Here is a 23,360-nt window from a genome sequence, read left to right as displayed (position 1 = left end):
TTAGCCAGCGCGGCGATTTCACGTAAAACCCTACTTTCAGGAACAATAAAGGCCGTGACTAGGTTAAAAACGTTGCCAACTCGACGACGCGCACCCTACCTGCGGCTCATGTTGCTGGTAATCGCAGGCGTTATTGGGTTCGACCAAGCCAGCAAAATCGCTATCGAGGCTGCACTGCAACCCGGTCAGGCCTTCCCAATTCTCGGTGACTGGTTCCGCTTTTTACTGGTCTACAACCCAGGAGCGGCGTTTTCCTTAGGTAGCGAATCTTTTACCTGGCTGTTTACTACCTTTCAACTGGTTTTCCTCGTCGGCGTGCTGCTAGCGTCGCCACGCATCGACGACCGTTTCCAAGCAATCGCTCTGGCGATGGTTGCGGGTGGCGCAGGCGGAAATTTAGTGGATCGACTGTTCCGCGAGCCGGGTTTTTGGTTCGGCCACGTGGTGGATTTCATTTCGGTGGGCGATTTTGCCATTTTCAATGTCGCAGACTCGTTTATCACCGTCGGTGTCGTGCTGTTCCTGGTCGCGGTGTTCACGGAAGAGCATCGAGCACGCAAAGCAGTAACAGATGCGCCGCAAAACAGCATTGAACAACCAGCACGCCCAGCCAAGGAGGTCGACGATGAGCACTAACCCACGTGAGACCCGTTCGTTGCCGGTGCCGGAAGGGCTGGCAGGTATGCGTGTCGATGCTGCGTTGGCGAAATTGCTGGGGCTGTCGCGCACAGTTGCGGCGAACCTGAGTGCGGACGGGGACGTGCTGGTCGACGGCACCGCCGTCGGCAAGTCGGAACGCTTACATGAAGGTGCCTGGTTGGAGGTCACACTGCCAGAGCCTGCGAAGCCACTGGTGCCAAAAGAAGAACTCGTTGAAGGTATGGACATTTTGTACTTCGACGACGATTTGATTGCGGTGCACAAGCCTGTGGGCGTGGTCGCGCATCCTACTGTTGGTTGGGAAGGCCCCACTGTGGTGGGTGGTCTGGCTGCGGCCGGATTCCGCATCTCGACGTCTGGCCCGCCGGAGCGCAAGGGCATTGTGCAGCGCCTGGACGTCGGTACTTCGGGGGTGATGGTGGTGGCGGCTTCGGAGCGTGGTTATAGCAGCTTGAAAAACGCGTTTCGCGAGCGCAATGTGTCCAAAACCTACCATGCATTGGTGCAGGGGTTGCCGGACCCTATCGAGGGCACCGTGGACGGTTCTATCGGGCGTCATCCCAGCGCCGGTTGGAAATTTGCAGTCACCGACGATGGTAAGCGTGCTATCACGCACTATCGTTTGTTGGAAGCTTTCCGCGAGGCTAGTTTGTTGGAGATTTCCCTGGAAACCGGGCGTACGCACCAGATTCGCGTGCACATGTCTGCGCTGGGACACCCGTGCTGCGGGGACCCAATGTATGGTTCAGATCCGAATTTGGCGCAGAGGTTGGGCTTGCAGCGCCAGTGGTTGCATGCGGTCAAGGTGGGATTCCACCATCCCGGCGATGGTCATTGGATGGAAATTGAAGCTCCGTACCCGGATGATCTTGCCGACGCCCTCGGCAAACTTCGGCAATAACAGAGTTGTTGAGGCAGAAACAGAGTTACCGAGGTAAAAGTTGCAGGGCAATCCCTCAGATAGAATACCTGGTCGCGGCTTGGGCGAGCTGGTGCTCCTCGCTGTTTTGATTACAGCACTTGTGTGGTGGGCTGGCGGCGACGACAACGCGCGCCCGCGTCCTTTTGCTGGAGATCATCTGGGCCCACATGTTCAGCAGAGCCGTGCAGACTACACAGCGCTTGCCGACGCTTCCTTGGCAGCAGCTCTACAGCGAGCACCGGAACAGGCAGCATTTGCGATGCTCTCTTTCGCTGCTCCGCTGTCTAGTGCTGACGCAGGCAGCTTGGTTGCTGATCTCCGTCGAGTAGGGAGCTTGATTACGCAAGATGCGCAGATTCTGGCCTTGCCGGAACCAGCTGCGGCCGCCGAACCAACCGTGGCCCCTGATGACCGAACTGGCATTTCCTCCGGGCTTGGTAGTGGTGCAAAAGACATGGGTGCTGGTACCGGTGCAACTGCGACTGATAGTGAAATTGCGGCCGCGCGGACCGAGATTTTCGCTAGCACCATAGCAGCTTCTTCTGGGATGAAGCCTTCGCAGGTATTGGAGCCTCCGGAGGGGACAGAATCGTCTGGCATCACCGCCGTCATCGCTTATGACACCCCGCGGAAGCTGGAAGCTCTCACCCACGATCCACGCATTGACGCTGTCGAAGTGCTGCCCCCGGATGCGGTGTGGGGACAGTTTGGCATCAGTCCACCGCAGGTTGCCCTCAGCGAGGACCCGCGCTTCCGCTAGAATTCTGGCTATGAAGAAGCGAGAATCGATCACTTTTACCGCCGCGCTCTTGGCGATTTTTGTGGGCTGTTTCAGCTTGGTCATTGGCGTATTTAATGGTTCTTTCGCCTGGCCAGGATTGTTTGCTGCGATCGTGGGTGCTTTCGTAGCGTTTTATGTTTTGCGTGCTCATGCGCGTGCACAAGAGGCACTGGAGTCTTAGCCGCCAGGCGTTAGAATAACTCCATGGCTAAAAAATCCTCTTTCGTTCATCTGCATAACCACACCGAATTTTCCATGTTGGATGGTATGGCCAAGGTGGATCTGCTTTCGGAAGAGGTGAACCGGCAAGAAATGCCCGCCGTCGGCATGACTGACCACGGCAATATGTTTGGTGCGGATGCGTTTTATCGTCGCATGACGTCGAAAGGCATAAAGCCGATCATTGGTATCGAGGCCTACATGGCCCCGGAATCTCGCTTCAATAAAAACCGCGTGCGTTGGGGAACCCCGGATCAAAAGCGTGACGACGTCTCGGCCTCGGGCGCGTACTTGCACCAGACGATGCTCGCGGAAAATGCTACGGGTTTGAAAAATCTGTTTAAGCTTTCATCGCTGGCATCCTACGAAGGCCAGCTTGGTAAATGGCCGCGTATGGACGCTGAGCTGATCGCCGAGCACGCCGACGGCATCATCGCAACTACTGGCTGTCCGTCGGGAGACGTACAGACGCGTCTGCGGTTGGGGCAATTCAACCAGGCTTTAGAAGCCGCAGCCATGTGGCAAGACATCTACGGCAAGGAAAATTATTTCCTGGAGTTGATGGACCATGGGCTGGACATCGAAAAGCGCACCAGAGATCAATTGCTAGAGATCGGCAAGCGTTTGGATTTGCCGCCGCTGGTGACCAACGACTGCCATTACGTGTTGCAATCGCAGGCGAAAGCCCACGAGGCGATGCTGTGTGTGCAGACCGGCAAGACGTTCCAGGACCCGGATCGCTTTAAGTTTGATGGCGACGGCTACTACATCAAATCCGCGGCGGAAATGCGTGAGAGCTGGGATCACATGGTTCCCGATGGTTGCGATAACACGTTATGGATTGCCGAGCGCGTCGGTGATTATTCCTCCATGTGGGAAGAACACTCGCATGATCGCATGCCGGTTGCGGATGTGCCAGAGGGGTATACGCCGACGACGTGGCTGCACCACGAGGTGATGGAGGGCCTGGCAGAACGTTTCCCCGGCCAGGAAGTTCCCCGCGAATATATCGAGCGTGCGGAATACGAAATCGAGGTCATTGACGGCAAAGGGTATCCGTCGTACTTTCTGATCGTCGCGGAGATCATTAAATATGCTCGTTCGGTGGGCATTTGGGTCGGTCCGGGTCGTGGATCAGCCGCGGGTGCACTGGTGGCGTATGCGTTGACGATTACCAATATCGACCCGATTGAGCACGGCCTGTTGTTCGAGCGTTTCTTGAACCCAGAACGCCCGTCGGCACCTGATATCGATATTGACTTCGACGACCGTCGGCGTGGTGAAATGATCACCTATGCCGCAGAACGCTGGGGCGAGGACAAGATCGCGCAGGTGATCACCTTCGGCACGGTGAAAACCAAGCAGGCGATTAAGGATGCGGCGAAGGTGCATTTCGGCCAACCCGGTTTCCAGATGGCCGACCGCATCAATGGCGCGCTGCCAGCGCCGATTATGGCCAAAGACATTCCGCTGTCGGGAATCATGGACCCGGAGCACGAGCGCTATTCCGAGGCCACCGAGGTACGTAACCTCATTGAATCCGACCCGGACGTGAAAAAGATTTACGACACCGCCCGCGGTTTGGAAGGCGTGGTGCGCCAACCGGGCGTGCATGCCTGTGCGGTGATTATGGCTTCGGTGCCGCTGATGGAACACATTCCGATGTGGAAACGCAACGCGGACGGTGCGATCATTACCGGCTGGGATTACCCGGCTTGTGAGGCCATCGGCCTGCTGAAGATGGACTTTCTGGGCCTGCGTAACCTGACGGTGATCGGTGATGCGTTACGCAATATCCGGCAAAACCGCGGCGAAGAAATTGATCTGGAAACACTCATGCCTGACGACGAATCGGTTTCCGAGGTGTACCGGTTGTTGTCGCGTGGCGAAACCTTGGGTGTGTTCCAGCTGGACTCCACGGGTATGCAGGAGCTGCTGAAACGCATGAACCCGACTGGGTTCAAAGACATCGTCGCCGCGCTTGCGCTGTATCGGCCAGGCCCAATGGGTGTGAATGCCCACCTGGATTATGCCGACCGGAAAAACGGACGGAAACCGATTACCCCGATCCACCCGGAGCTGGCGGAGCCTTTGGAAGAGATCCTGGCGGAAACCTACGGTCTGATTGTGTACCAGGAGCAGATCATGCGTATTTCGCAGAAGCTTGCGAACTATACCGCTGGTGAGGCGGATGGTTTCCGAAAAGCCATGGGTAAGAAGAAACCGGAAGTGCTGGCCCAGCAATACGAGAAGTTCTCTGCGGGCATGGCAGAAAACGGCTATTCCAAGGAAGCTTGCGATACCTTGTGGGGCGTTATCGAGCCGTTCGCGTCCTATGCGTTCAACAAATCGCACGCGGCGGGGTACGGGCTGGTGTCTTTCTGGACTGGGTATCTGAAGGCCTATTACACCGCGGAATATATGGCAGCCTTGCTGACCTCGGTGGGAGATAAAAAAGATAAGTCTGCGATCTATCTGGCTGACTGCCGGCACCTGGGCATCAAGGTGATGCCGCCAGATGTCAACGAGTCGGATGTCGAGTTCATGGCTGTCGGCAAAGACATTCGTTACGGCATGGGGGCTGTGCGCAACGTCGGTACTGAAGTAGTCAATTCGATTATTAAAACGCGCAAGCAAAAAGGTGCCTACCGTTCGTTCGGCGATTACCTAGACAAGATCGAATTGCTGCCGTGCTCAAAGCGGATTACGGAAGCCTTGATTAAAGCCGGCGCTTTCGATTCGCTGGGGCATCCGCGCAAGGGTCTGATGCTGATCCAAGAAGATGCCGTCGACTCGGTGCAATCAACGAAGAAGGCCGCGGATAAGGGCCAATTCGACTTGTTTGCCGGCATGGGCGGTGATGATTCCGAACAAAACGCATTCACCATCACTGTTCCGGATGAATCCTGGGAGCGGAAACACGAATTGGCTCTTGAACGCGAAATGCTCGGACTGTATGTTTCTGGCCACCCACTGGACGGATACGAACAAGCGTTGGCTTCGTATATCGATACCGCACTGACGACGGTGGTTTCAGGTGAGTTAAAGCCGAAGCAAAACGTGGTGATCGGCGGCATTATTTCGAACGTAGACCGGCGTTTTTCCAAAAAGGATGGTTCGCCGTGGGCGATCGTCACCATTGAGGACCATCATGGTGCGCAGGTCGACGTGTGGGTGTTCAGTAAGGCTTATTCGCTGGTGGCCGAAGATATTGTGGAAGATAATATCGTGCTGTTCAAAGCCCAGATCCAAGTCTGGGGTGACGGCGATCAGAAGGTTATTGGTAGTGACATGCGCGTTCCCGAGTTAGGGCGTGGCGGGGGAGCAGGGCTGCCGTTGCGTTTGCACTTGACGACGCAACAGTGCTCGATGGAAGCCATCGCCGCGCTGAAATCCGTGTTGTTGGACCACCCAGGGGATACGGAAGTCTACCTAACCCTTAGCCACGGCGAGGCTGAAGAAGTACTCGTGCTCGGTGATCATCTGACGGTTGATCGTTCGAATAGCTTGATGGGCGACCTGAAAGCCACGATGGGGCCGGGCATCGTCATGGCGCAGACCTAAGCCAGCATGAAGGCGGATAAGTTTTTTGGGAATTATCCGTGATAGCTAGCTATGTGATCTGCACTGGGGTGGTTACAATGAGTTGCTATGACTACCCCGCAGACTGCGCCAGCGTCCCCAGACAATTTCGAGCCCGTACGGGCCGCCGATATTCAGCTTGCGCAGTCGCGAATTTCTAGTGTAATTGCGCCTACCCCATTGCAGTATTGCCCTCGGCTTTCCCAGGAAACCGGTGCAGAAATCTTCTTGAAACGCGAGGACCTGCAAGACGTCCGCTCCTATAAAATTCGTGGAGCGTACTATTCCATCGCGAAACTCAGCCAAGAAGAACGTGAAGCTGGAATTGTCGCTGCTTCGGCGGGCAACCACGCACAGGGTGTGGCTTATGCTTGCCGCACCATGGGCATCAAAGGTCGGATTTTTGTGCCGACGAAAACCCCGAAACAAAAACGTAACCGCATCAAAGTCCACGGCGGAGATGCCATCGAACTCGTGGTCACCGGTTCCAACTTCGACGAGGCTGCAGCTGCCGCCCGGGAAGAAGCAACGAAGCACGGATCGACCGTTATCGAACCTTTCGATGCTCGCGATACCATCGTCGGCCAAGGCACCGTAGCCGCTGAGATTCTGTCGCAGTTATCCGCGCGCGGACACAGCTTGGATACTGTTGTGGTTCCCGTCGGTGGCGGTGGTCTGTTGTCAGGCATCACAAGTTATTTTGCAGACATGGCACCAAACGCTGCTCTGGTGGCTGCAGAACCACTCGGTGCAGCCTCGCTCGATGCTGCGCTGAAAGCCGGTGAGCCGGTGACTCTGGAGACTGTGGATGCTTTCGTCGACGGAGCCGCGGTCAAACGCATCGGAGCCAAACCGTTTCACATCATCAATGCCAACCGGGAACGCATCCAGAACCTGCAGGTAGCCGAAGGCGCTGTATGCACTGCTCAGCTGAGCCTTTACCAAGACGAAGGCATCATCGCTGAACCCGCAGGTGCACTTTCAGTGGCTGCCCTGGAAAAAATAGATATCGCGCCGGGTTCAGTAGTGGTGTGCATTATTTCTGGTGGCAACAACGATGTGCTGCGTTATGCAGAAATCATGGAACGCAGCTTGGTTGATCGTGGCCTGAAACACTATTTCCTGGTGAATTTCTTGCAAGAACCAGGCCAGCTGCGCCATTTCCTGATGGAAATATTAGGCCCAGACGATGACATCACGCTGTTCGAATATCTCAAGCGAAACAACCGGGAAACCGGGGCCGCACTAGTGGGCTTGGAATTGGGTTCGGCTACAGACTTAGATCCTTTGCTTGAGCGTATGGCTGCGTCGTCGATTGAATGTCAGCGTTTGTTGCCGGGAACTCCGGAATATGACTATCTGGTGAAGTAGAACTGAGCGAGGAATGGAGCATTGTTACCAACTGCCTGCGGCGGGCGAATCGTTTCGTGCAGAGATTGAGATAAAACGCTCGCGGTTCATTGGAATCATCGAGCGCGTGTCCGACGATGAACAAGCACGCGGGTTTATTGATCGGGTGCGTGCAGAATTTCCCGATGCACGGCATCACTGCTCGGCATATGTTTACCGGGTGGATCAGGCTAACCCCGTGGAGCGTTCTTCCGATGATGGTGAGCCGGGTGGAACTGCAGGCAAACCGATATTGGATGTGCTGAATGGCTCCGGAATGCAGGATCTTGCGTGCGTGGTAGTGCGTTATTTTGGTGGTATCAAACTGGGCGCGGGTGGCTTGGTGCATGCGTATTCGCAGACGGCAGGGGATGCTTTAGCGCAGGTACAGCGCCGGTTGCGGTGCATGCGTAATTTGTATGAGGTGAGTTTCTCGCATGCTGCGGCACAGAAATACGAAGCCGAGCTGCGTGCGAAAAACATCACGATCACAGATACCCAGTACGGAGCGGATGTCACCTACACCTTGGCGGTGGATCCCGACGCGGTGGAGCTGCTTGAATCGCAATTAGCTGCACTTACTTCTGGGACGGCGCAGCTAGTTGAAGCTGGTACGGCGTGGGTGGAAAAGCCGGTAGACTAGACGCCCATGAGCATGCAACCAACTTCGCATAACCCTATCGACAGGCGCAAGGCGGCTGTACGCAAGTACTCCAAGAATGGACTGATTAGCGTCGGTGCCGGAATTGGTGGTGGCGTATTGTTCGCGTTCTTGTTTTCTAGCTCGTCATTCTGGTTGATTTTGGGCTTTATCGTTGCCGTGGTCGGTGGCGTGTACAACTACAACAAGGTGCGCAAGATCGTTAACCATAAGGACCATTACTAGAGTTTTTTATGACTGCGAAGGCGAATGAACCCTCGGCGGCACCAGTGCGTATTGATGCCTGGCTGTGGTCGACACGCTTTTTTAAAACACGGGCAGAAGCCACCAAAGCTGTGAAAGCAGGCCATGTGCTGATCGGCGACAAGGTAGCTAAACCCTCCACACCGGTGGTTCCAGGTTTGCGGATCACGGTGTGGAAAGACGATCGTGAATTCCGTTTGGAGATTAACGCGACCGTATCCAAACGCGTGGGCGCGAAGATTGCGGAGCATTGTTATATCGATTATTCACCGCCGGCTCCACCGAAGCCGCTGCAGCCCAGTGTGCCTAAGCGGGACCCAGGTGCCGGGCGCCCGACGAAAAAAGACCGCCGTGAGATGGAGAAATTCACAGGGAAACGTCGAGGCTAATCAGCACAACTTAATGAGCACAAGTTAATCAGCACAACTTAATCGGCGAAACCTAGTCAGCACAACTCTGTGGGAAATCCGTGCGCTGCCACCAGTGGTGAAGCGCAGAGCAAATCTCTGGAGCCGAAAAATTGCGATGCTGGCTGGGTATGTTCGGCTGCAACCCGCAACCAGGAAGTTGCGGCAGAAATCGAGCAATCGGTGAGCGCAACCAGCGTATCGGTGTTGGGAGCCAAGAAAATCAAAGCGCTGCTGCCTAACAACCGTGCTACGTGGTCGTGCATCACGGACAGTAAAAGCGGGTGAGCCAACCAGCTGGTAGCTGGAACAGGGGAGGAGCGAAGCTGTAGCCCTGGTGGGGCGCTGCCACCTAAGAGTCGGGTGGCAGGGCGGGTCCAGAACTGGGTGCCTTCCGGTGTGTGGGCGGCTCGCAAGACGTTGTCCGCGGCTAAATCCCAGGCCTGGCGCATCGGCAGGTTGAATTCAGATAACGCTCGGTGGCTCAAGGTTATATCATCGACACTGAGTGTCACTGCAGTGGTGCGGGACAAAGGTAGGTGGGCTAGGGAATCACAGAATCCGTCGTCGCTTAAACCGCGTTGGTCCACCCAGGAGCCCGGTCGCATAATAGGAACGCATTTGGCTAGCGCTTGTGGGGTCCTGGCCGTAGTGGTGTCGGTCTCAGTGGTACCGGTTGTGGTGGTTAAAGGTGCTGCTGGGGCAATAGTTGGTGCCGTCACGGGAATCCTTTCGCTGGCTTGCTGCGTTAATTAGGCAGCATCTGCGTTTCATGGTTACAGCAACATTGGACTGTCGCAGGCCAGCGGTGGTTCCCTGCTTTTCCGGCGTCGTCAAGCAGTCTGGTTGGTACCAGCACCAGAACGACAGAAAGTTACGGCGTAACCACCGGACGGGAAGCTTTTTCGAGCAGTACGGCAACGGAATCGAACTGATAGCCAGCGACTACATCCAAGCCCATCTCGCACGTGCGGTTTGAGGATACAAACGCGTCATAACGCCGGGCATCCAGCCCCGTGCGTTCCTCTCGGGTGGCGGATTCCACCAATTCAGGGTGCAACAGGCCACGGTCACCGGCGGTACCGCAACACATTGCACCAAACGGCACGCTGGCTCGGCCAGCGTGATTAGCCACAGCTACCAGTGCCTCCGTCTGGCCCATGTGTTGCGTGGAACAGGCCGGGTGAACCGCGATGGTGCCCATGTCGTGATGGATAGGAAGGTAGTCGATGACGTCGTTATGCAACCATTCCACGATGTCGATGATGTGTAGTGCGTCGTAGAGCTGCTTCGTCTCGGCATCCAACGCCTCGGGCACACCAGAAAGCAAGCCATGGGTGCAGCTCGAGGCATCGATAATGATCGGCAACCTGCCCCCATCGGACCATTCGTGGAACTTGTGCACGATTGCATGCGCCTGGTGGCTGAAACCATCCTGGTACCCCTTCGACGACCACGGTGTGCCGCAGCAGAAACCGGTGACGTCGTCTGGAATCCACAGCGACTGGCCGCTGCGGCGGGCAAGCTCCACCATGGCACGTGGCAAATCGACGGTATCTGGGTCTGAGCCAGCCGGGCGCCCAAAAATTCGGTTCACACATGCCGGGAAATACACCGCGTTGGCACCGGCTCGTTCGGTGGCGGGCAAACGGCTAGCTGCCTGGGGCAAAGCGCCTGGTACCGCAGGCACTAAGTCTGGGTTGATCACCGTGCGGGCCATGTTTGCTGCCCAACCAGCGGCTTTTTCTCCAACCTTATTAGCACTGATAATGCCAGCGCGTGCGAGTTTTTCTACAACATCCCATTTTTCTGCGGTAGTGAGCGCCACTTTTTCTGCACGCGGAGTGACTTGTCGCGCGCGCAGGTTTTTCATCACTGCACCGGTATCAATACTGATCGGACAGGGGATGGCACAGGTGCCGTCGGCAGCGCACATATCGACGGCATCGTACTGGTATTCCTTCTGCAACTGCTGCAACACCGGGGACCCTGGAGCTTGCCGGGCCATCTCTCGGCGCAGTACGATGCGCTGGCGTGGAGTGACTGTTGCGTGCCGTGATGGACACACTGGCTCGCAGAAGCCGCATTCCACACATGGGTTGATCTCTGCTTCCACGCGTGGGAAAGATTTGAAGTTATGCAGATGGTTATCCGTGCGGTGGGTTAGCTTCACATCTGGGGCCAGCATCGCGGTGGGATCGATCAGCTGTTTGGCCTCCCACATCAGATTCCAGGCGGCATCACCCCATTCTTGGCGCACGAACGGTGCCATGTTGATGCCCGTGCCGTGCTCGGCTTTCAGCGAGCCGTTGTATTTATCGATGACCAGATCCGCGAGCTCGCGCAGGAATTCGGCGTATTTCTCCTTTTCTTTCGGATCATCAAATTCCGGGATGAGGAAGAAGTGCAGGTTACCGAAGGCGGCATGGCCCATGACCATTTCCGGGTAACCGTAGCGTGAGAGTAAATGCAGCAAATCGGCAGCAGCTGCACCGATCTGCGCCGGTGGGAAACACACGTCCTCGGTGATCAGCGCCGACCCTTGCGGGCGGTCGGCGCCCAACAGACCGAATAACCCATTACGGATGGCCCAGGCACCGCGGATGTCTGCCTCACTGGTGAGAAATTCTAGTTCGGCGCCCAGGTCGGCGTCGGCAAGCACATCTTTCACTCGATCCATGGCTTCGGCCAGTTCGTCGTCGTTGGCGCCACCGACTTCCAACAGCAGGGCAGCGGACTCGTCGGAAATATCCGCCCACTCGGCAGGCGCTTGGTCGAAATTCTCCACGGATTTCTTCAGCACCGGAGCCACCAATAGTTCGCAGGCCCACGCGCCGGTCTCCATCAACGGGGCGACGTAATTCGCAGCCTGGTAAAGGTCCGGCAGCATCACCCAGGCCACAGCCTTCTTCTTCGGCAATGCGACGGTAGCAAGCTCACATTCGGTGAATGCGCCGAAAATACCTTCGGACCCGACCAACAAGCGCATCAGGATGCGTACTGGTTCTTCTTCGTCCAAGAACGCGTCCAAGCGCAGTCCATTGGTGTTGCGGATAGAAAACTTCTCCCGCAAGTGTGTAACCAACTGCTCGTCACTGCGGATCTTGTCACGCAGTTGTAATAGACCAGCGTGCAGTTCCGGTTCCTGGGAGCGGAATTTCGCGTCACCGGCGCGCGTGTTCACGATCGTGCCGGATGGCAACACGAATTCCGCCTGGCGAATGCTGTGATAACTATCGTTTTCCAGCCGACAGCGCATGCCACCGGCGTTGTTGGCGAGCACACCACCGATGGTGCACACCGACGTTGATCCTGGGTCCGGCCCCAGCATGAAACCATCGCGGCCGAGAACCGCCTGGGCATCACCGAGAACCACGCCTGGGCGCGACCACAACACCTTGCCGCCTTCGCGAACTTCCATGCCGGTGAAGTGGGTTTTCAGATCGACCAGTAGATCATCACCCTGTGCCTGGCCGTTCAGTGAGGTGCCAGCAGAGCGGAACGTGATATTACGGCCATGATCGGTGGCATAGCGCATCACGCGCGAGAGATCCTGTGTGTTGCGGGGTGCGACGATGACCTGCGGGAGCAAGCGGTACGGGCCACCATCCGAGGCATAGCGGACTATGTCACTGATGCGTGCGTGCACGTTTTCCGGGCCGACGATCGCGCCCATATCGTCGACGAGCTGTTGCTTATCGGCGTGCAGGTGGGAGGTGGGCACGGCATCGCTTTGTGGTGCCGAATTCTCCGGTCGACCGTAGCTTTGTGGATTGGGCGTGAGGAGTTTTTTCATAGCCCATACCTTATATGGTTACGTTCGGTGATGTGTGCGCAATCACGCTGGGTTTTAATATCCCTGGAACGCCGGCTTGTTCTGGTCGGCGTACTGGTAATACTCGCGGAAGGTCAATTGTGCGGCGGCTTCTTCGTCGACAAGCACTGTCGCGTGCGGGTGTAGCTGCAATGTGGACGCCGGGCACATCGCGGACAGTGGCCCTTCGACAGTCGCGGCGATGGCAGCTGCCTTGCTAGCGCCGGTAGCAACCAACAACAGGTGCCCGGCGCGGCGGATAGTCGCCAAACCTTGGGTAAGCACGTGGGTGGGCACTTCTTCGGCGTCATCGAAAAAACGTGCGTTGTCTTGGATGGTTTGTGGGTGCAGCGTTTTCATTCGGGTCACAGAATTCAGTGACGATGTGGGCTCGTTAAAACCAATGTGGCCGTTGGTGCCGATGCCGAGGAGTTGGATGGCGACGTGTTCACTGGTGATGTGCTGCTCGTATGCGGCAGCGGCGGCTAGCGGGTCTTCGCTGTTGCCGGATGGGGAGAAGACGTCGGCATCGTTGATGTCGATGTGTTCGGTGAACTCGCGGCGGATAGTGCGGGCATAGGATTGCTCGTGTTGTGGATCGAGGCCCAAGTATTCATCGAGCATGAAGACTTTGCAGCCAGCGAAGCTTAGCCCTTCGTGTTGGTGTCGGCGGATGAGTTCTTGGTAGGTCGCGATTGGTGTTGATCCGGTTGCTAGGCCTAGCACTGAGCCACTCCGGGCATAGCCTGCGATGATGTCAGCTGCTTGCTTGGCAACAGCGTCTGGGGTGGCGCGAATGAGTATTTCCATGATGGGGTTCCTGGGAGTCTTTCGTTATGAGCAGTAAATTCAGCGGGCTGAATGCACCGCATGGATAGTGTTGTTTGGGGCGATTCCGACGAGGTCGATTGGCTTGCCGACGATCGCTGTGGGGTCTTCGGGCTTGGTGGAGTTTTTGGGCTGGGTGGAGTCTTGCAGAGTTGTGGGGTGGCCCAGGACCGCGTGGGCATTGCTAGAAGTAAAAGCCACGGCTTCTGGCAGGCTGTGGCGCGCGGCAAAGCGGGTGAACTGTTCCAACAAAGTGGTGGTGCCACCAGCAATGCTGCCGGTGCTGCCATCTGTGGTGGTCAGGCGGGCTACTGCAGCGTTGACTGTGACGTCAAGCCCGCCGAGCTGATAGTTGCCGTCGGCAAGTCCGGCTGCTTCCATGGCGTCGCTGATGGCAAAGGCAGAGGGATTACCACCGGCCATGATCATGTCGACGGTTCCATCGGCTAAGTGCACTCCGTCACCGATGATTTCCAGGTGCGCGTGCCCTTGTCGCGCGGCGGCGATACAGGCGGCTGCCGCACCAGGCTCGCGGTGGTGAATCGGAGGCATCGCATTAAACAGGTGGGTGGCGGTAACGGTTACGCCGAGTTCTCTAGCCCGCGTTATTACGGCAGAGGTGGTGGCGTAGTCCGCGTTGGTGTGCCCCAGGGAGGCGATGATGTTGTGGTTTGCGCACAGCTGGAGCAGTTCGTCGACGTGATCGGTTTCTGGCGCAAAGGTGATTGACCGGACCGTGTTGTTTGAGGCATCGATGACGCGGGCGAAGACGTCAGGATTACCAGGCATGATTTTGGCTGGGTTTTGGGCACCGCATTTACCTGGATTGACGAACGGGCCTTCCATGTGGATGCCGTGAATCAGGCCTTCGCCCACCAGTGGGTGGAGGCGGTGTGCTTGCTGGGCTAATTCGTCGCTGGTGGCAGAAACCAAGCTGGCTAACAATGTCGTGGTGCCGTGTGCACGGTGGTACTGTGCTGCGCGACGGCAATCTTCGGTGGTTCCAGAAGGGAAAGCGCCGGAATTTCCGCCGTGATTGTGCAAATCGACAAAGCCCGGCACCCAGGTGATGTCGCCAATGCCCGGTGTTTGTTCGACAGTGCTGACGACGCCGGCTTCATCGATAGTAATGCGGGCGTTATCCCAGACAGCGTGTGCGGTGACAAGGCGACCTTCCAGGTGGCGCGGAAAGCCGTGGTCGGCGGCAGTGGCTGTGGGAGAGGGCGAGGGAGGCATCATTCTCCTGAGTATTCTCTTTAGCTAGTGACCGGTTGAGATTTTGACCGGAGAAACGTTTAATTGTGAATTCTACCCCATGCAGACATAAGACGTATGATGTTTACTGAAAAGACTGTGCACCAATTGTCTGGATTGTCAGGAGCAGAAGAAATGTCAGAATCCATCGCGCCATTTCACGGCGTCGTGCCCCCAATCGTCACCCCGTTTAATGAGGATTTTTCCATTGATACGGATTCGCTTCGCGCACAAGTAGAGCGGATGATCAAAGCCGGCATTCATGGTTTGTTCGCGCTGGGCTCTTCCGCCGAGGTCGCTTTTTTGACCCGAGAAAACCGGCAGGTCGTCCTGGACACCATCATCGACCAAAACGCTGGGCGTCTGCCCGTCGCTGCTGGCGTCATCGACATGACCACCCCACGCTGCCTGGAACACGTCGCTGATGCGCGCGAACGAGGCGTCGACGCCCTGGTAGCTACCGCACCGTTTTACGTACGCACCCACGCAAACGAAATCGAAGAACACTTCCGCCAGCTACACGCTGCAGCACCTGACCTGAAGCTATTCGCCTACAACCTGCCGGTCTCCGTCAACGTGGTGCTGGAGATTCCTATGCTGATTCGTCTGGCCCAAGAAGGAGTGCTGGCTGGCATCAAAGATTCGGGCGGTAAGGATGACTACACCCGTGCCGTTGTTGCCGCACGCAAGACAGCCCAGCTGGAAAACTTCGTCGTACTCACCGGCTCGGAAATGACCGTGGACTACGCCTACTTGGGCGGCTGCGATGGCGTCGTGCCAGGCCTGGGCAACGTCGACCCTTACGCCTACGTACAACTGCACGAGACATGCCGGGCGAAAAACTGGGAACAAGCCGTCGAAATCCAAGAACGCATCAACAAGCTCATGGCCGTAGCATTTGTCGGCGATGGCTCGCGGATGGGCGGCTCGGCGGCAGGGCTGGGTGGTTTCAAATCTGCACTGCACCATCTGGGTATCTTTGCTTCCCCACGCATGGCACCTACGCACATGCCGCTTAACGACGACGAGCATGCGCGGGTCGCAGCCATCGTCGATGAATTCAGCCACGGTGTGTAACGGTGCAGGTGCAAAACAGCATCCCGACACAGAGCGCACCGAGCACTCTGTGCTTCGATATCGGTGGTACGAAAATCGCCTACGGCATCGTCCACGACAACAGCCCAACTGAAACGATTGCTGCCGGATCCGTGCCTGCACAACCACAAGGTTCTTCGCTAGCAGCGGAGTTCGACAAAGCTGTCGGCATCGCATTAGCAGCAGCACGTGAAGCGGGGATCGAGCCAGACCGCATCGGCGTCGGCGCGCCGGGCATTGTTCGCGGGCCGAGTGGAACCATACTCCGTTCCGGCCCCACGGTTCCTGGTTGGCAAGGAACCATCATCGAAGACATTATCGCGCGTCACACGAATGTGCCCGTAGCATGTCACAACGACGTGCGCATTTGGGCGTTCGGTGAACACAACTTCGGTGCCGGACGCGGTATTACTGGGCGCGTGATCTATCTTTCGCTGGGCACAGGCGTCGGCGGAGCCATCGTCGACAACGGAGAATTACAAACCGGAACCTCCGGTTCCACCGGTGAATTTTCGGAGTTACTCGTGGCAGATCTGCGCGGCATGGCCGAAAGGGTAGAAAACACTTGCTCCGGAAACTCTCTAGCGCGCTATTACAACGTGCTCGCGGCTGATGCAGACTATGCCGGACGTATCGCTTGGGACCACCCTGCCGGACCCGATGACCTGAGCCTTCCAGAGATCATGAAGCGCTACCATGCCGGAGATCGCCTGGCATTTGATGTGATTGATGGCAATATGCGCGGTTTTGGGCGTGCGCTGGCCGGGCTCGCTTTTGCGCTCGATATCGATGGCATCATCATCGGCGGCGGGGTTGGTGGGCTCGGTGAACCGATTCTAGGTGCGCTGCGCGCTGGGTTTGCACAATGGACGGTGGATTCTGCGCAACGACTACCAATCGTGGATTCTGAGCTGGGCAGACTCGCACCATTGGTGGGTGCAGCTGCTTATGCTCGCGAGTATGCGGAATAGTTGTAATGAGAAACACCGCTCAGTTACCCCACAGACCTAAACACCTCACATCAGAAAGGGCGCAAAAGCTATGCCTTTTAATTTTCAGGCCAGTGATATCGCCGGTCGTCGGCAAGAAATCATCACCGCCGTGCGTGGCAAACTCGTGGTTTCGGTACAAGCTCCTGATGGGCATGCGATGCGCGATACTCATACGCTGACTCACGTGGCGCGCGCCTGCGTCGATGGCGGAGCACCAGCGATTCGCTGCGGTGGATATGGTGGGGTAGAAGATATTGCGTCTATCGCCAGTGCAGTCGACGTGCCGGTGTTTGGCTTGACCAAAGAAGGCGATACCGGCGTCTACATCACGCCAACGCGTGAGTCTGTGCGCAATGTGGTTGCTGCGGGGGCAGCGGTGGTCTGCGCGGATGCCACCTTGCGTGAGCGTCCTGACGGTTCCAGTTTTGCTGAGTTGGTGGAATTGGCCCACGAACTGGGCGCGGTGATTATGGCTGATTGCGCGACCCCAGAAGAAATGGCGGCGGCACATAGCGATGGTGCGGATATCATCTCGACGACGCTGGCTGGTTACACCGAACACCGGGAGAAGACTGCGGGGCCGGATTTCGCCTGCCTCGAACAAGGGCGTGCACTGGTGGGGGCAGATGCATTCGTGATTGGGGAAGGGCGGTTCCATAGCCCAGCGGCAGTCGCGCAAGGTATTGAGCACGGCGCTGATGCGATCATTGCCGGAACCGCGATTACCGATCCGGGCTGGATTACCGCGGCATTTTCTGCCCCCTTGCGGGAGCTAGATTAGTTTTCGCCTGCCAGGTGGCCTCCGTGCAGGTGGCCACCGTCCCCATTAGCGTGCTTGCACTGCGGCGATCGCGCGCTGCAAAGGGGCGTAATGCGCAAGTACTTTTTCACGGTAGAGTTGCGCGTCACCGGCTTCTAAAGCGTGCACTATCGCCGCGTGGGCCTCGATGGTTTTTTCAATGTCACCGGGCATCTGCACTTCCATTAATGGCAATACGTCCATGTGAATCTGCCAAAAAGCATCGGAGAGCTCTCGGATCAGATTATTGGCAATCAACGAATGCAGACGACGGTGGTAGGCGTGGTCCTCTTCCGCAAAAGATTGTCCGGCCGAGTGTTTTTCGTGCATGGCCTGCACCAATTCCAATAGGTGGGTGGCGTCGTCGGCAGTAAAGGCTGCGCACAATTCACCGGCCATGGATAAATCAAGACCGATACGCACTTCCACCACATCGCGTAGATGTTGGAAAGAATTTTCGGAATCAATGGTGGTGCGCAGAACCAGGCCTTGGATTAAGGGGGAAAGAGAAAGCGAGCCCACAAAAGTGCCGTGTCCGTGGCGTACCTCCACGATGTCCAAGCTGGACAGCGTGCGTACTGCCTCGCGGACAGAGGAGCGAGAAAGATTAAGCGCCTCACACAAATTGGCTTCTGTGGGCAAAGGGTCGCCTGGGTGCAGCTGGTTGCGTTTGATGTATTCGGTGATCCCGTTGGCGGCGAGTGTTGCGGCATTAGTGCGTTGGCTCACAAGTGGTCCTTTCGGGCCGGGCTGAAAATTTGGGGGATGGGGCCTTTGGCGGTGGCAGTCTTGTTGGGGGAAGTGTTGGGGGCGGTTACCCCCGGTCGGCTGGCAACGATAGTTGTTGACCTTGGAAAATGGCAATTGTGACTGCTTTGTATGGCAAGTTTAGTGCCAGCTTGCTTGTCGGAAGTCAGATGTCTGACATATTATATGATCACATTCACACCATTGGGTCGCAACGTGACATGTCACGTAATCGCCGGGGCGCACCGTGCACCGGGTGAGCAGGCCTGACAAGGAAGGATCAAGACCACATGTCTATGAATATCTCCATTATCCGCCGGATTGGCCTGGTTGCTGCCGCGGCCAGTATGAGCATTGCGCTTGCCGCGTGTGCTCCTGACAACAGCTCGTCCAATGGTGCGCAAGACACCAACACGAATGGCTCTAGCGCTTCTGATTCTTCTGATTCTGCAGCCTCTGGCGAGGTCAACGAAGAAGGCACCATCCGGGCCGCTATTTCCTATGAGCTCGGCACCAATGGTTATGACCCAATGACCACCACCGCTGCACTGACTGTGGCTGCTAACTGGCACACCCTGGAAGGTCTGACCGAACTAGACCAGACCGACGGCACCACCTATGCAGCACTGGCCTCGGAGTTGCCTGATTCTGGCGATAGCACCGAAGCTACCGTGCAGCTACGTGAAGGCGCGAAATTCTCCAACGGTTCGGATATTACAGCCGACGACGTCGTTTACTCCTTTGAGCGCGTTATGGATGAATCCAATGAGTCGCTCTACGCTTCGTTCATTGACTTCATCGACTCGGTAGAAAAAGTGGACGATACTAGCGTGAAATTCACGCTGAAGCACCCAACTGGCGTCTTGGCCGAGCGCTTGTCGACGGTAAAGATTGTGCCGAAGGATGTGGTAGAGGAAGATCCAAAGGCTTTCGATAACAACCCGGTTGGTTCTGGCCCATACGTTATGACCGACAACGGTGGCGCCACGAACACCATCAAGTTTGAACGCAACGAGCACTATAATGGTGATCGTCCGGCACGTTCCGCGAAGATGGAATGGGACATCATTCCGGATGCCTCGACGCGCATTAACGCCTTGCAATCCCAGCAAGTACAGGCGATTGACGCCGTGCCATATCTGAACGTAGATACGGTTGCTGCCACCAACGAGCTTGAATCCGAGCAGGGATTCGGCCTGTTGTTCTCCATGTTCAACAACGATCCGTCGAACCAATTCTCGAACAAGGACGCTCGCCAGGCATTCTTGTACGCGATTGATATGGACAAGGTCATCGAAAACGCGATGCAGGGGCAGGCCACCGCCGCGAAGTCCTTCTTGGATACTGAGCACCCGAACTTCCATGAAGCCGCTAACGTCTATGAACACGACACGGCCAAGGCGAAAGAACTGTTCGAAAAAGCTGGCGTGTCTAAGCTTCGTCTGTTGGCTACCGACCACGACTGGGTAAAGCTGGTCTCGCCGATCGTGCAGGAAAGCCTGAAAGAAGCTGGCGTAGAAGTTGAATTCACGGAGAAGAAATCCTCCGATGTCTACAACACCATCGACGGTAAGCCCGAAGCTTACGACGTGGTTCTGGCCCCAGGCGACCCATCGGTCTTCGGCAACGATCCAAACTTGCTGATGCGCTGGTGGTACGGCAACGACACCTGGACCCAGACTCGTATGCACTGGAATGACGAAGGCTACGAGAAGATCCAGGACTTGCTGGATAAAGGCCTGCAAGAAACCGATGAGGCTAAGCAGCAAGAAATCTGGAACGAAACCTTCGACGTGCTTTCCGATGAGGTTCCGCTGTACCCACTGTTCCACCGGAAGTCGCCAAGCGCTTGGGATAACAACACCCTCGTTGACTTTGCGCCAATTCCGGTCACCGGACTGTACTTCTTGGGTGCAGGAACCACCGAAAAATAAGGCAAGACTGAATGTCTAATCTGATCCGCCTCGTCGGACGCAGGCTGCTGGCGCTGCCGATCATGGTCCTGGGCGTAACGTTCCTGGTGTTTTTCATCATGTCGTTCTCGCCAGCGGACCCGGCACGCCTCGCCCTCGGCGAGACTGCTTCGCCCGCTGCCCTGGAGGCTTACCGCGAAGAACACGGTCTGAATGATCCATTACTCGTGCGCTATGGCCAGTTTTTGGTCAACATGGTGCAAGGCGACCTGGGCTTGTCATCCGGCGGCGTGCCGGTTACCGAGCGCATCGCGCACGCGTTTCCCATCACGCTGCAGCTAACTTTTACAGGGTTGCTGTTAGCGGTCATCGTCTCCGTGATCTTGGGTGTTTTAGCTGCTATCTACCGCGAAAAATGGGTAGACCAGGTTATTCGTGTGCTCTCTATTGCCGCGTTAGCGACCCCGTCGTTCTGGTTGGCTATTCTGCTGATCCAGTGGCTGGGAACCATTCCTGGTGGTTGGGGAGCGTTCCCAGCTGTCGTGGCTCGGTGGGTGCCGTTTAGCCAAGATCCTGCGACCTGGGCGAATAACATTTTCCTCCCTGCCGTGGCACTCGCTGTGCCGGTGGCGGGTTCGTTAACCCGTGTTGTGCGTACCTCGATGGTGGAAGAACTCGACAAAGATTACGTCCGCATGGCCATCGGTGCAGGTGTGCCGCGTGGCACCGTCATCGGACGAAACGTCTTGCGCAACGCTCTGATTACCCCAATTACAGTGCTTGGTCTTCGTGTGGGCTACCTCATGGGTGGTGCGGCCGTCATCGAGATCATCTTTAATATCCAGGCGATGGGTCAGCTAATTCTCGATGGTGTCGTGCGTAACGACGTTTACTTGGTCCAAGGCGTGACATTGGTGGTCGCGATCGCGTTCATCGTTATCAACATCATCGTCGATATTCTCTACGTGCTGGTGAATCCACGGATTAGGAGCATCTAATGCTACGAGCAAAAACCACGCAAAAGCTGGAGAATAAAGCTGGCGCACGATTTACTGGGCTGAAAAACCTGCCGTTGAAATCAAAGATTTCCATGGTGGTTCTCGGCTTCGTGGTGCTGGCCGCTGTCTTTGCGCCGCTTATCGCACCGCATGATCCATTGTCTACGGGAACTCCGATTCAGGCACCGTCCGGTGAGCACTTATTCGGTACGGACTCTGTTGGTCGCGACATTTTATCGCGGGTCATTTACGGTGCACGTTCCTCGCTGCTCATTGGTTTGTTGGCAACAGGGCTGGCTTTGCTGGCCGCGGCTGTGTTGGGCTCAATTGCTGCGACATCGAACAAAGTAGTTTCAGAAATTCTGATGCGTATTTTGGACATCGTCATGTCCTTTCCCGCCATCGCGTTGGCCGCGGTCTTCGTTGCGGTGTGGGGTAATAACGTAGCTATTTTGATCATCGCGATCGGTTTCGTTTATACCCCGCAGCTGTCCCGTATCATTCGTGCGAATGTTTTGGGGCAGTTCGGTGAAGACTACGTATCAGCCTCCCGGGTCATGGGTGCATCAACGGCGCATATCTTGCTCAAACAAGTCGCGCGCAACTGCATTGCACCGGTATTAGTTTTTGCCACTGTTTTGGTTGCTGACGCAATTGTGCTGGAAGCCTCGTTGTCCTTCATCAACGCCGGTGTTGCGCCGCCGAACCCATCGTGGGGCAATATTCTGTCCGATGGACAGGGCATTTTGCTCACCGGTGCCTGGTGGCCTACTTTCTTCGCTGGTTTGATGCTGTTGATTACCGTGTTGTGTTTGAACATCATGTCCGAGGGCATGACCGACGCACTGGCTTCGCCGCCTGCACGCAAACCAATCGCCGATGATGCGAAAGCTGCCGAACAAGCTGAGAAAGCTGCCGCTGTGAAGACTCTCGGTGCGACTTCCCGGGAGGAATCCCAGGCTGCGCTGGAACAATCGCTGAATGCTCTGCGTGGTTCGTCCATGGTGACTCAACGACGCGAAGCTGGGAAGGCAGAGGCCGGGGCTTCTGCAAAGAAAACCCCGCTGCTGGAAGTCAAAAATCTCCGCATTAGCTTTCCGGATGCGCATGGGTCGGTCGATATTATCGACGGCGTAAACTTTTCCGTCGCCCCCGGAGAAACCCTGGGATTGGTGGGTGAGTCTGGCTGTGGCAAGTCCATTTCGGCCATGTCCATCATGGGCTTGTTGCCGGATTCGGCGGTGAAAACCGGCGAAGTGCTTTACGACGGCAAGAACGTGCTGGAGCTGAGCGAAAAACAGCACAACGTATTGCGCGGACACGAAATCGCCATGATTTATCAGGATGCTTTGTCCTCACTGAATCCCTCAATGCTGATCAAGGCGCAGATGGCGCAATTGATTAAGCGAGGCGGAAAGCGCGGAGCTAGGGAACTTCTAGAACTGGTTGGTTTGGATCCAGATCGCACGCTGAAGTCCTACCCGCATGAGCTTTCGGGAGGTCAGCGTCAACGCGTGCTGATTGCAATGGCGCTGACACGGAACCCGCGCTTGTTGATTGCCGATGAACCGACTACTGCACTGGATGTGACGGTGCAAAAGCAAGTCGTCGAACTGCTTAATGATCTGCAAAAGAAACTTGGTTTCGCGATGATCTTTGTCTCCCATGACCTTGCTTTGGTCGCGCGCATGGCGGATAAAATCACCGTGATGTACGCCGGACAGGTGGTTGAGCAGGGCGCGACTTCTGAGATCTTGGGTAACCCGACGCATGAATATACCCGCGGGTTGCTCGGTGCGGTGCTGTCCGTCGAAGCTAACGCACAGCGTTTGTACCAGATCCCAGGCACAGTGCCGTCGCCGACGGAATTCGTCAACGGGGATCGTTTCGCGCCGCGCTCGTCATACCCAGAGCTGGGGTTGGAGGAGAAACCAACGCTGCGTTTGCTCGGCGATGAAGCAACCTCTACCCACTATTATGCGAGCACCGATGAGCTAGAGGCAGTTCGCCGTGGCGCTAACGCGGCAGCTGATAGTTCGAAGCAGGAAGGCTAGTC

20 protein-coding genes are annotated in these 23,360 nt (G+C 56.5%); 15 read left to right on the top strand and 5 right to left on the bottom strand.

The window, feature by feature from the left end; translation table 11 throughout:
• Window positions 1-54 precede the first annotated feature (54 nt).
• The 9 genes from lspA to L9H78_RS06775 all read left to right on the top strand — a co-directional run bounded on the left by lspA (window position 55) and on the right by L9H78_RS06775 (window position 8,846).
• Window positions 55-636: a signal peptidase II gene (gene lspA, locus L9H78_RS06815; protein WP_283775187.1), complete on the top strand. Its 582-nt coding sequence runs from the start codon at window positions 55-57 to the stop codon at window positions 634-636.
• A complete protein-coding gene (locus tag L9H78_RS06810; RefSeq protein WP_027018283.1) occupies window positions 626-1,561 on the top strand; it encodes an RluA family pseudouridine synthase in 936 nt (311 codons plus the stop codon). Before lspA ends, L9H78_RS06810 begins: the two co-directional genes overlap by 11 nt.
• Before the next feature lie 91 nt (window positions 1,562-1,652).
• Window positions 1,653-2,342 carry a hypothetical protein gene (locus L9H78_RS06805; protein WP_249619633.1) on the top strand — a complete coding sequence of 230 codons (690 nt, stop codon included), beginning with the start codon at window positions 1,653-1,655 and terminating at the stop codon, window positions 2,340-2,342.
• A gap of 10 nt (window positions 2,343-2,352) precedes the next feature.
• On the top strand, window positions 2,353-2,544 hold the full coding sequence (locus L9H78_RS06800; protein ID WP_021352291.1) for a hypothetical protein: 192 nt from the start codon (window positions 2,353-2,355) through the stop codon (window positions 2,542-2,544).
• A gap of 23 nt (window positions 2,545-2,567) precedes the next feature.
• Window positions 2,568-6,146 carry a DNA polymerase III subunit alpha gene (gene dnaE, locus L9H78_RS06795; RefSeq protein WP_249617386.1) on the top strand — a complete coding sequence of 1,193 codons (3,579 nt, stop codon included), beginning with the start codon at window positions 2,568-2,570 and terminating at the stop codon, window positions 6,144-6,146.
• A gap of 87 nt (window positions 6,147-6,233) precedes the next feature.
• Entirely contained in the window at window positions 6,234-7,535 is a 1,302-nt protein-coding gene (gene ilvA, locus L9H78_RS06790; protein ID WP_249617385.1) for a threonine ammonia-lyase IlvA, read from the top strand.
• Window positions 7,536-7,548: 13 nt separating this feature from the next.
• Window positions 7,549-8,196 (top strand): IMPACT family protein, encoded by a 648-nt coding sequence (locus L9H78_RS06785; protein ID WP_249619632.1) that lies wholly within the window; start codon window positions 7,549-7,551, stop codon window positions 8,194-8,196.
• Window positions 8,197-8,202: 6 nt separating this feature from the next.
• Entirely contained in the window at window positions 8,203-8,439 is a 237-nt protein-coding gene (locus tag L9H78_RS06780) for a hypothetical protein (RefSeq protein ID WP_023019255.1), read from the top strand.
• Between the two features lie 8 nt (window positions 8,440-8,447).
• Entirely contained in the window at window positions 8,448-8,846 is a 399-nt protein-coding gene (locus L9H78_RS06775; RefSeq protein WP_023019256.1) for an RNA-binding S4 domain-containing protein, read from the top strand.
• Between the two features lie 56 nt (window positions 8,847-8,902).
• Here the strand turns inward: L9H78_RS06775 and L9H78_RS06770 are convergent, their stop codons facing one another.
• The 4 genes from L9H78_RS06770 to L9H78_RS06755 all read right to left on the bottom strand — a co-directional run bounded on the left by L9H78_RS06770 (window position 8,903) and on the right by L9H78_RS06755 (window position 14,745).
• Window positions 8,903-9,586 carry a hypothetical protein gene (locus tag L9H78_RS06770; protein WP_249619631.1) on the bottom strand — a complete coding sequence of 228 codons (684 nt, stop codon included), beginning with the start codon at window positions 9,584-9,586 and terminating at the stop codon, window positions 8,903-8,905.
• Between the two features lie 152 nt (window positions 9,587-9,738).
• Window positions 9,739-12,660 carry an FAD-binding and (Fe-S)-binding domain-containing protein gene (locus L9H78_RS06765; protein ID WP_249619630.1) on the bottom strand — a complete coding sequence of 974 codons (2,922 nt, stop codon included), beginning with the start codon at window positions 12,658-12,660 and terminating at the stop codon, window positions 9,739-9,741.
• Between the two features lie 54 nt (window positions 12,661-12,714).
• Window positions 12,715-13,488 carry a glucosamine-6-phosphate deaminase gene (locus tag L9H78_RS06760; protein WP_249619629.1) on the bottom strand — a complete coding sequence of 258 codons (774 nt, stop codon included), beginning with the start codon at window positions 13,486-13,488 and terminating at the stop codon, window positions 12,715-12,717.
• A 39-nt stretch (window positions 13,489-13,527) separates the two neighbouring features.
• A complete protein-coding gene (locus L9H78_RS06755) occupies window positions 13,528-14,745 on the bottom strand; it encodes an N-acetylglucosamine-6-phosphate deacetylase (RefSeq protein WP_249619628.1) in 1,218 nt (405 codons plus the stop codon).
• Window positions 14,746-14,895: 150 nt separating this feature from the next.
• Between L9H78_RS06755 and L9H78_RS06750 the strand changes: the two genes are divergently transcribed.
• The 3 genes from L9H78_RS06750 to L9H78_RS06740 all read left to right on the top strand — a co-directional run bounded on the left by L9H78_RS06750 (window position 14,896) and on the right by L9H78_RS06740 (window position 17,628).
• Window positions 14,896-15,837, top strand: a complete 942-nt coding sequence (locus tag L9H78_RS06750; RefSeq protein ID WP_249618846.1) for a dihydrodipicolinate synthase family protein — start codon at window positions 14,896-14,898, stop codon at window positions 15,835-15,837.
• Between the two features lie 2 nt (window positions 15,838-15,839).
• The gene (locus L9H78_RS06745) at window positions 15,840-16,826 is read left to right on the top strand and encodes an ROK family protein (protein WP_249619627.1); all 987 of its coding nucleotides are present in this window, start codon (window positions 15,840-15,842) and stop codon (window positions 16,824-16,826) included.
• Window positions 16,827-16,896: 70 nt separating this feature from the next.
• Window positions 16,897-17,628 (top strand): N-acetylmannosamine-6-phosphate 2-epimerase, encoded by a 732-nt coding sequence (locus L9H78_RS06740; protein WP_249617378.1) that lies wholly within the window; start codon window positions 16,897-16,899, stop codon window positions 17,626-17,628.
• A gap of 45 nt (window positions 17,629-17,673) precedes the next feature.
• On the opposite strand, the gene L9H78_RS06735 is transcribed toward L9H78_RS06740, so the two are convergent.
• Window positions 17,674-18,375 (bottom strand): FadR/GntR family transcriptional regulator, encoded by a 702-nt coding sequence (locus L9H78_RS06735; RefSeq protein ID WP_249619626.1) that lies wholly within the window; start codon window positions 18,373-18,375, stop codon window positions 17,674-17,676.
• Window positions 18,376-18,683: 308 nt separating this feature from the next.
• On the opposite strand from L9H78_RS06735, the gene L9H78_RS06730 reads away from it, so the two are divergent.
• Genes L9H78_RS06730 through L9H78_RS06720 form a run of 3 tightly spaced genes read left to right on the top strand, consistent with a single transcriptional unit; the run spans window position 18,684 to window position 23,358 of the window.
• On the top strand, window positions 18,684-20,327 hold the full coding sequence (locus L9H78_RS06730; protein WP_249617376.1) for an ABC transporter substrate-binding protein: 1,644 nt from the start codon (window positions 18,684-18,686) through the stop codon (window positions 20,325-20,327).
• 11 nt (window positions 20,328-20,338) lie between these two features.
• Window positions 20,339-21,304 (top strand): ABC transporter permease, encoded by a 966-nt coding sequence (locus L9H78_RS06725; RefSeq protein ID WP_023019265.1) that lies wholly within the window; start codon window positions 20,339-20,341, stop codon window positions 21,302-21,304.
• Complete coding sequence (locus tag L9H78_RS06720; protein WP_249619625.1) at window positions 21,304-23,358, top strand: dipeptide/oligopeptide/nickel ABC transporter permease/ATP-binding protein; 2,055 nt, start codon at window positions 21,304-21,306, stop codon at window positions 23,356-23,358. The genes L9H78_RS06725 and L9H78_RS06720 overlap by 1 nt, the downstream gene beginning before the upstream one ends.
• Window positions 23,359-23,360 lie beyond the last annotated feature (2 nt).

Origin of the sequence: Corynebacterium pseudodiphtheriticum, from assembly GCF_023509295.1 — a bacterium.
Taxonomy (GTDB): domain Bacteria; phylum Actinomycetota; class Actinomycetes; order Mycobacteriales; family Mycobacteriaceae; genus Corynebacterium; species Corynebacterium pseudodiphtheriticum.
The sequence above is the reverse complement of the archived record's forward strand: the minus strand, read 5'-3'. Positions and strand labels throughout refer to the sequence as shown.